Here is a 6,000-nt window from a genome sequence, read left to right as displayed (position 1 = left end):
TCTCTCGCCAAACCATCGCCGGTCCTCCCGGCGAAGGAGAAAACTGTCACCCATGCTATCGGTCCATTCTGTTACCTATCTATCCGGTTCGGACACCGGCACCTTCTCCCCGTATAGTGACGGGGAGAAGGGAGATGGCCGCAACATCGGCGCTCTTGGCAACGCTGGCAATTGGGGAAATCAGTAGGCGACAGCGTCCTTCTCCCCGTCACTATACGGGGAGAAGTGCCCGGCAGGGCGATGAGGGGCGGCGCCGACATCGATAATAGTTCAACACAAGTTGAACCTTTCTGAATTGCACCTATGTGTTCCCGTATCTAGGTTCCGCCGACTTTTCCGCCATCAGTCTCGCGCCGTCGCGCAAGTCGTTTCGCCCGCCAAACCAAGGAATTTCCCGCATGACCGAATACACCCCGCCGAAAGTCTGGAGCTGGAAGAAAGCCAATGGCGGTACGTTCGCCAGCATCAACCGGCCTATTGCCGGTCCGACGCATGACAAGGTGCTGCCGGTCGGCAAGCATCCGCTGCAGCTCTATTCGCTGGCGACGCCGAATGGGGTCAAAGTGACTGTCATGCTGGAGGAGCTTCTGGCGCTCGGCCACAAGGGCGCCGAATACGACGCCTGGCTGATCCGCATCAACGATGGCGACCAGTTCGGCTCGGGCTTTGTCGAGGTCAACCCCAACTCCAAGATCCCGGCGCTGCTCGACCGCAGCGGCAAGACGCCTGTCCGCGTCTTCGAGTCCGGCTCGATCCTGCTTTATCTCGCGGAAAAGTTCGGCGAGTTCCTGCCGACCGAACAGCCGGCGCGCGCGGAAACCTTGTCCTGGCTGTTCTGGCAGATGGGTTCGGCGCCCTATCTCGGCGGCGGCTTCGGCCATTTCTACGCCTATGCGCCCGAAAAAATCGAATACGCCATCGACCGCTTCGCCATGGAGACCAAGCGCCAGTTCGACGTGCTCGACCGGCGGCTGGCGGAGACCGAATACCTCGGCGGCGCCTTCTATTCGATCGCCGACATGGCGGTATGGCCCTGGTATGGCGGCCTGGCGCTCGGCCGCATGTACAATGATTCCGCCGAGTTCCTGTCGGTGCAGGACTACGAGCACGTACAACGCTGGGCCAGGGCGATCGACGCCCGCCCGACCGTGCAACGCGGCCGCATGGTCAACCGCGCCTTCGGCGACCCCGCCATGCAACTGCACGAGCGCCATGACGCCAGCGATTTCGAGACGAAGACGCAGGATAAATTGGTGGTGGCGGAGTGACTTTTTTACCCTCCCCCTTGTGGGGAGGGTCGATCCGCAAAGCGGATCGGGGTGGGGGTCGGCGCCAAGCACCCCCACCCGACCTTCGGTCGACCTCCCCACAAGGGGGAGGTAGGGCGCCTAGCTCTTCATCAATTTCGCCAGCCTCGGCACGCCTTCACCCACGGCGCGTTCATCTGCGAGCGTAAAGCTCATCCGCATCGTGTTGCGGCCCGAACCGTCGGCGTAGAATGCGTTGCCCGGCACGAAGGCGACGCGGGCTTCCTTGACCGAGCGGGCGAGCAGTGCCGTGGCGTCCGCACCTTCGGGCAGCGTCAGCCAAACGAACATGCCGCCTTCCGGTCGGCTCCAGCTGACGCCATCCGGCATTTCCGCTTCGAGTGCCGCAAGCAAGCCGTCGCGGCGCTGGCGATAGGCGCCGATCAGCTTTTCCACCTGGCCGTCATACACGGCCTCGGAGACGCGGTGCATGACCAGCTGGTTGATCGACGGGCTGTGCAGGTCCGACGCCTGCTTCATCAGCACCAGCCGCTCGACGACGCGGCGCGGCGCGCAGACCCAGCCGACGCGCATGCCCGGTGACAGGATTTTCGAGAACGAGCCGCAATAGAGCGTGCGGGCGTTTTCGATGCCGCCGGAGCGTTCGCAGTCGAGCGCCAGGATCGGCGGCTGGCCCTCGCCGTCATAGCGCAGCGCGCGATAGGCGGCGTCCTCGATGACGGCAATGTCGAGCTCGCCGGCGAGGTCGAGCACCGCCTCGCGCTGCTGGCGGTTCAGCGTCTCGCCGGTCGGGTTGGCGAAATCGGGCACCAGATAGGCGAATTTCACCTTGCCGCCCTCTTTTGCAAAAGTAGAGGGGGCAGCAGCCGCCGCCTGGTAGGCGGCCGGCGTCATGTTGCCGCCATCCGGCGTCAGGCGGTCGTAGCGCGGCTCATAGGCGTTGAAGGCCTGGGGCGCGCCGAGATAGGTCGGCCACGTCACGAGCGCTGTGTCGCCGGGCGACAGGAACAGCTTGCCCAGATAATCCAGCGCCTGCTGCGAGCCGGAGGTGATGAAGATGTTGTGCTCGTCGCAGGCGATGCCAAGCTTGCCCATCTGGCCGGCCAGCCATTTTCTGAGCGGCAGATAGCCTTCGGAGACCTGATACTGAAGTGCTGCGCTCGCCTCCGCGCCGCCCAGCACCGAGGCGTAAGCATCGGCGATCGCCTGCGCCGGAAACAAAGCCGGATCGGGGATGCCGCCGGCGAAGGAGATGATGTCGGGCTGGTCGAGCAGTTTGAGCAGCTCGCGGATTTCCGACGCCTTCATGCGCGAGGCGCGCGACGCCAACAGGTCCATCAAACTCACGAGCCCACCTCCCGGGATACGGCATCTGGTCCAGCATGACCGTTCCGGCCATGCGAATTAGGTCAATCTGGCTGACCTATTATCAGGCTCCCCCACCCGCTGGAATAGCCAGACCCTCATTCCGCGTGGCCCAGACGAAAAAGCAAACACATTTCTGCCCTGCACAGGGAAAATTGTTGCGCGCCGAGGGGCGCGGATGCAACCTCATTCCGAGCGGACCGGCATAAAAAGAAAAGCGGTCTCAACAAGGGGGGTTAAAATGACGCTTGAGCTCATCGGTGCCGGATTCGGCCGCACCGGCACATGGTCGACCTTTGCCGCGCTGAACAGGCTGGGCCTTCCCAGCTATCACATGCAGGAAGTCATCCTCAACAAGGCCAACAAGGGCCATCTCGACTTCTGGCGCAAGGTGGCCAACAGCCCGCCCGGCACCCAGCACGACTGGACCAAAGTCTTTGCCAACTACAAGGCGACGGTCGACAATCCGGGATGCTGCGTGTGGCGCGAATTGATGGCCGCCTATCCCGACGCCAAGGTGCTTTTGACGCTGCATCCGCGCGGCGCCGAGGCCTGGTACGACAGCACCATCGACACCATCCACTTCACCGAGACATTGTGGCAGTTCAAGGTGCTGGAATGGCTGACGCCGTTCGGCCGCAAATTCGGCGACATGTCGCACAGGCTGATCTGGGGCCGCACGCTTGCCGGCGTGATGGACGACCGCGCCAAGGCGGTGGCGCGCTACAACGCCTATACCGAGGAGGTGATAGCGGCCGTGCCGCCGGAGAAGCTTCTGGTGTTCAAGGTCAGCGATGGCTGGGCGCCGCTCTGCGGCTTCCTCGGCGTGGCGCTGCCCAACGAGCCTTTCCCCAACCTCAACGACCGCGAAAGCGTCAAGAAGATCATCCGCGACATCATCAAGGGCAGCTACATCATGCTGGGGCTGTCGGTGGCGGCGGTGCTTGCGGCGATCGCGGCGCTGTGGTGGTGGCTGGGGTAGCCGCCGGACCGTCAGGATATTGCTACTTGCGCGTGATCCAGCCGAGCAGATCCGGCTCGACGTCTTCGTGGTCGGTCAGGTCGCGAACCAGGGAAGCGGCGAGCGCGCGCCAGCGCTTTTCCGGGACATTGTCTTCCATCACCGATTTGATGAAGGCGGCCCGCAGGATGGCGCAATCGAAGGCGGATACATCGAAAAGCAGTTCTGCCATTTCGGTTTTCCCCGTTCACATCGGGCGCGAGCCTGTCGAAGCCTCAGGCGCCAGCGCCCCATATACATGGTCGACGACAGCAGATTCATACTCTTGCCGAACCAAGGTTCAACACAATTCGATTGTACGGTTTTTACCAAGCGATTGCGGTTCGTTGCCCGCTTTTGCGCCGATGATAGATTTGCCGGGCGGCCTCTCCCCAGATGGCCGTAAATGGCCGGCGCGGCTCTGGCAACATGCTTTCACCGGCATTCGCGTCGGCCATTTCCAGCCCGTGCCAGGCTCAGCCCAGCAGGCGTTCGTATTCGGTCTCGGCCTGGCCGTAGAAACCGTCGGCGACGGCGATCAGGCCATCCCGGTCGCGAATGACGATCTCGCCGCGCCGCGACCGGATCAGGCCGCGCCCTTCCAGGATCTGCAGGCCGATGGTGACGCCCGGACGCCTGACGCCGAGCATGACCGACAGGAACTCATGCGTGATCTGGATCTGATGGCCGACCACCCTGTCGTCACACATCAGGAGCCATCGGGCCAGCCGATCCTCGAGCTTGGCGCGGGCATTGCTCAGCGCCGTGGATTTGGTCTGGCCGTGCAGATAATGGGCATAGCGCAGCAGGAAGGCGCGAAGCGTCGGGCTTTTCTGCAACGCTGCCTTGAACGGCTCGGAATCGATGCACACCGCCTCGCCCGGCATCTGCATGTAGCAGTCATGGGGCGCCCAGTCGGCGCCCATCACCAAGGCGGAGCCCGACATGCCTTCGTGGCCGATGATGCCGACCTCGGTGTCCAGGCCCGGCCGGTTCCTCGCCACCACCGAGGCCAGGCCGCTTTCCAGGAAGCAGACCGAGGCGACCGGCTCGCCCGCCATTTCGAGCGGGGCTTTGAGATCGAGCACACGATGGTGCAAATGCGGCGCAAGCAGTGCGAAGTCGGCCGGGTTCATGCGGCGCAAGAGGCCGCTTTTCTCCTTGCTGACCGACTGGTCCATCGCTCTCTCCCGTCAAGGGCAAGAGCACATGTCATCTCCCAGCCGTCGGCGCCCTGCCCAAATGCAAACGGTCATTGGACGATAGCTGACTCGGATTCAGCCATTGTACTTCGTACAAAACCGACAAATCAGGGGCGACGCCCCATCAATCAATCCAGCAGCTTTTTCCTGGATCAGCGCTTCGGGCGGTCAGCCGCAACCATGCGCGCTTCGCGCACGATGGACGAGCGATCGTTGCCGATCAGCGATGCGATCTCTTGTATCTGCTGCTCGGAGGCCCCGGTTTCCCGCGCCAAGGCCGCGAGCGTCTCGGCGCTCAGACCGGACTGTCTCGGTTGCTCCGCCATGGCTCCAATGCCTCCTGTCGGGGCAGGAGTGCGATGGTCGCTCCCAAGCGTCGGCGCCCATTGATGTGGCCGACGATGCTGCACTGTACGCTTCCGAACAATCGATGGCGAGCGATATATTAGCGACGCTGGATGCGGCCCTAGAACGGCAGCCTTATCTCATCGATCGACCTCGACTCCGTCCAGCCAATGTCCTTCTGGATCTCCGTCGGCAGCGCATTCAGTGCGCGCACGGTCTTCCTGTGCTTGCTGGCGCGCGCCAAGGCAGCACGAATTCTGCTGAGACTTTCAAACATCGGTTACCTCCATGCAGCAGCAAAGCGCTGCCTCAGGCCCGCTCTTGCACGGCCTCTGTAACCGATCGATTGCGCGACAACGGTGAAGCGCTTCACAAACCGATGCCGGCCAGAAACATTTGTATACAAATTAGTTGCGCTCCCGCGGTGGCGTGATCCGACCTATGGCAGGGCGATCGCATATGGCGCTCCCTCGGGTTCGGCGACCCACCTTTCCTTCGTCGGCGCAAGGCGATCACATATGAGTTCTTACGAAGAGGACCCCCACCCTAACCCTCCACAAGGGGGAGGGAACGCTGCCGCAAGCCACCCTTTCTGGCGTGGAACCTAGGCGATTTGCGGCGATCAGCGCCTACCAAGTCTCCTCCCCCTTGTGGGGAGGGATTAAGGGTGGGGGTATTCGTAGAGCGGAAACCTGTCATATGCGATTGCCCCGCTCCGCGGAGGGAGAGGAAATGCCAATCACCGAGGTCGCGGCCTTGATGGGCTTGGGTTTCCTCTCCCCATGCACATGGGGAAGGTGGCCGCGGCGGACGGAGTGGG

7 protein-coding genes are annotated in these 6,000 nt (G+C 62.8%); 2 read left to right on the top strand and 5 right to left on the bottom strand.

What is annotated here, in order from left to right:
* Window positions 1-398 precede the first annotated feature (398 nt).
* Window positions 399-1,268, top strand: a complete 870-nt coding sequence (yghU, locus tag NKJ18_RS21675; protein ID WP_023689843.1) for a glutathione-dependent disulfide-bond oxidoreductase — start codon at window positions 399-401, stop codon at window positions 1,266-1,268.
* Between the two features lie 120 nt (window positions 1,269-1,388).
* Here the strand turns inward: yghU and NKJ18_RS21670 are convergent, their stop codons facing one another.
* Window positions 1,389-2,606, bottom strand: a complete 1,218-nt coding sequence (locus tag NKJ18_RS21670; RefSeq protein ID WP_352759594.1) for an aminotransferase-like domain-containing protein — start codon at window positions 2,604-2,606, stop codon at window positions 1,389-1,391.
* 268 nt (window positions 2,607-2,874) lie between these two features.
* On the opposite strand from NKJ18_RS21670, the gene NKJ18_RS21665 reads away from it, so the two are divergent.
* Window positions 2,875-3,615, top strand: coding sequence for a sulfotransferase family protein (locus tag NKJ18_RS21665; RefSeq protein ID WP_023734005.1), 741 nt, complete (start codon window positions 2,875-2,877; stop codon window positions 3,613-3,615).
* A 22-nt stretch (window positions 3,616-3,637) separates the two neighbouring features.
* Here the strand turns inward: NKJ18_RS21665 and NKJ18_RS21660 are convergent, their stop codons facing one another.
* From NKJ18_RS21660 to NKJ18_RS21645, 4 genes are all read right to left on the bottom strand, one after another.
* Window positions 3,638-3,826: a hypothetical protein gene (locus tag NKJ18_RS21660; RefSeq protein WP_023671412.1), complete on the bottom strand. Its 189-nt coding sequence runs from the start codon at window positions 3,824-3,826 to the stop codon at window positions 3,638-3,640.
* Between the two features lie 283 nt (window positions 3,827-4,109).
* Window positions 4,110-4,814, bottom strand: coding sequence for a Crp/Fnr family transcriptional regulator (locus NKJ18_RS21655; RefSeq protein WP_023743296.1), 705 nt, complete (start codon window positions 4,812-4,814; stop codon window positions 4,110-4,112).
* A gap of 173 nt (window positions 4,815-4,987) precedes the next feature.
* Window positions 4,988-5,161 carry a hypothetical protein gene (locus NKJ18_RS21650; protein ID WP_023671410.1) on the bottom strand — a complete coding sequence of 58 codons (174 nt, stop codon included), beginning with the start codon at window positions 5,159-5,161 and terminating at the stop codon, window positions 4,988-4,990.
* 140 nt (window positions 5,162-5,301) lie between these two features.
* Window positions 5,302-5,457: a DUF1127 domain-containing protein gene (locus NKJ18_RS21645; RefSeq protein ID WP_023671409.1), complete on the bottom strand. Its 156-nt coding sequence runs from the start codon at window positions 5,455-5,457 to the stop codon at window positions 5,302-5,304.
* Window positions 5,458-6,000 lie beyond the last annotated feature (543 nt).

Origin of the sequence: Mesorhizobium sp. M0217 (assembly GCF_040321955.1) — a bacterium.
Classification (GTDB): domain Bacteria; phylum Pseudomonadota; class Alphaproteobacteria; order Rhizobiales; family Rhizobiaceae; genus Mesorhizobium.
Note: the sequence above shows the minus strand (reverse complement) of the source record. Positions and strands in the feature narration are given on the sequence as shown.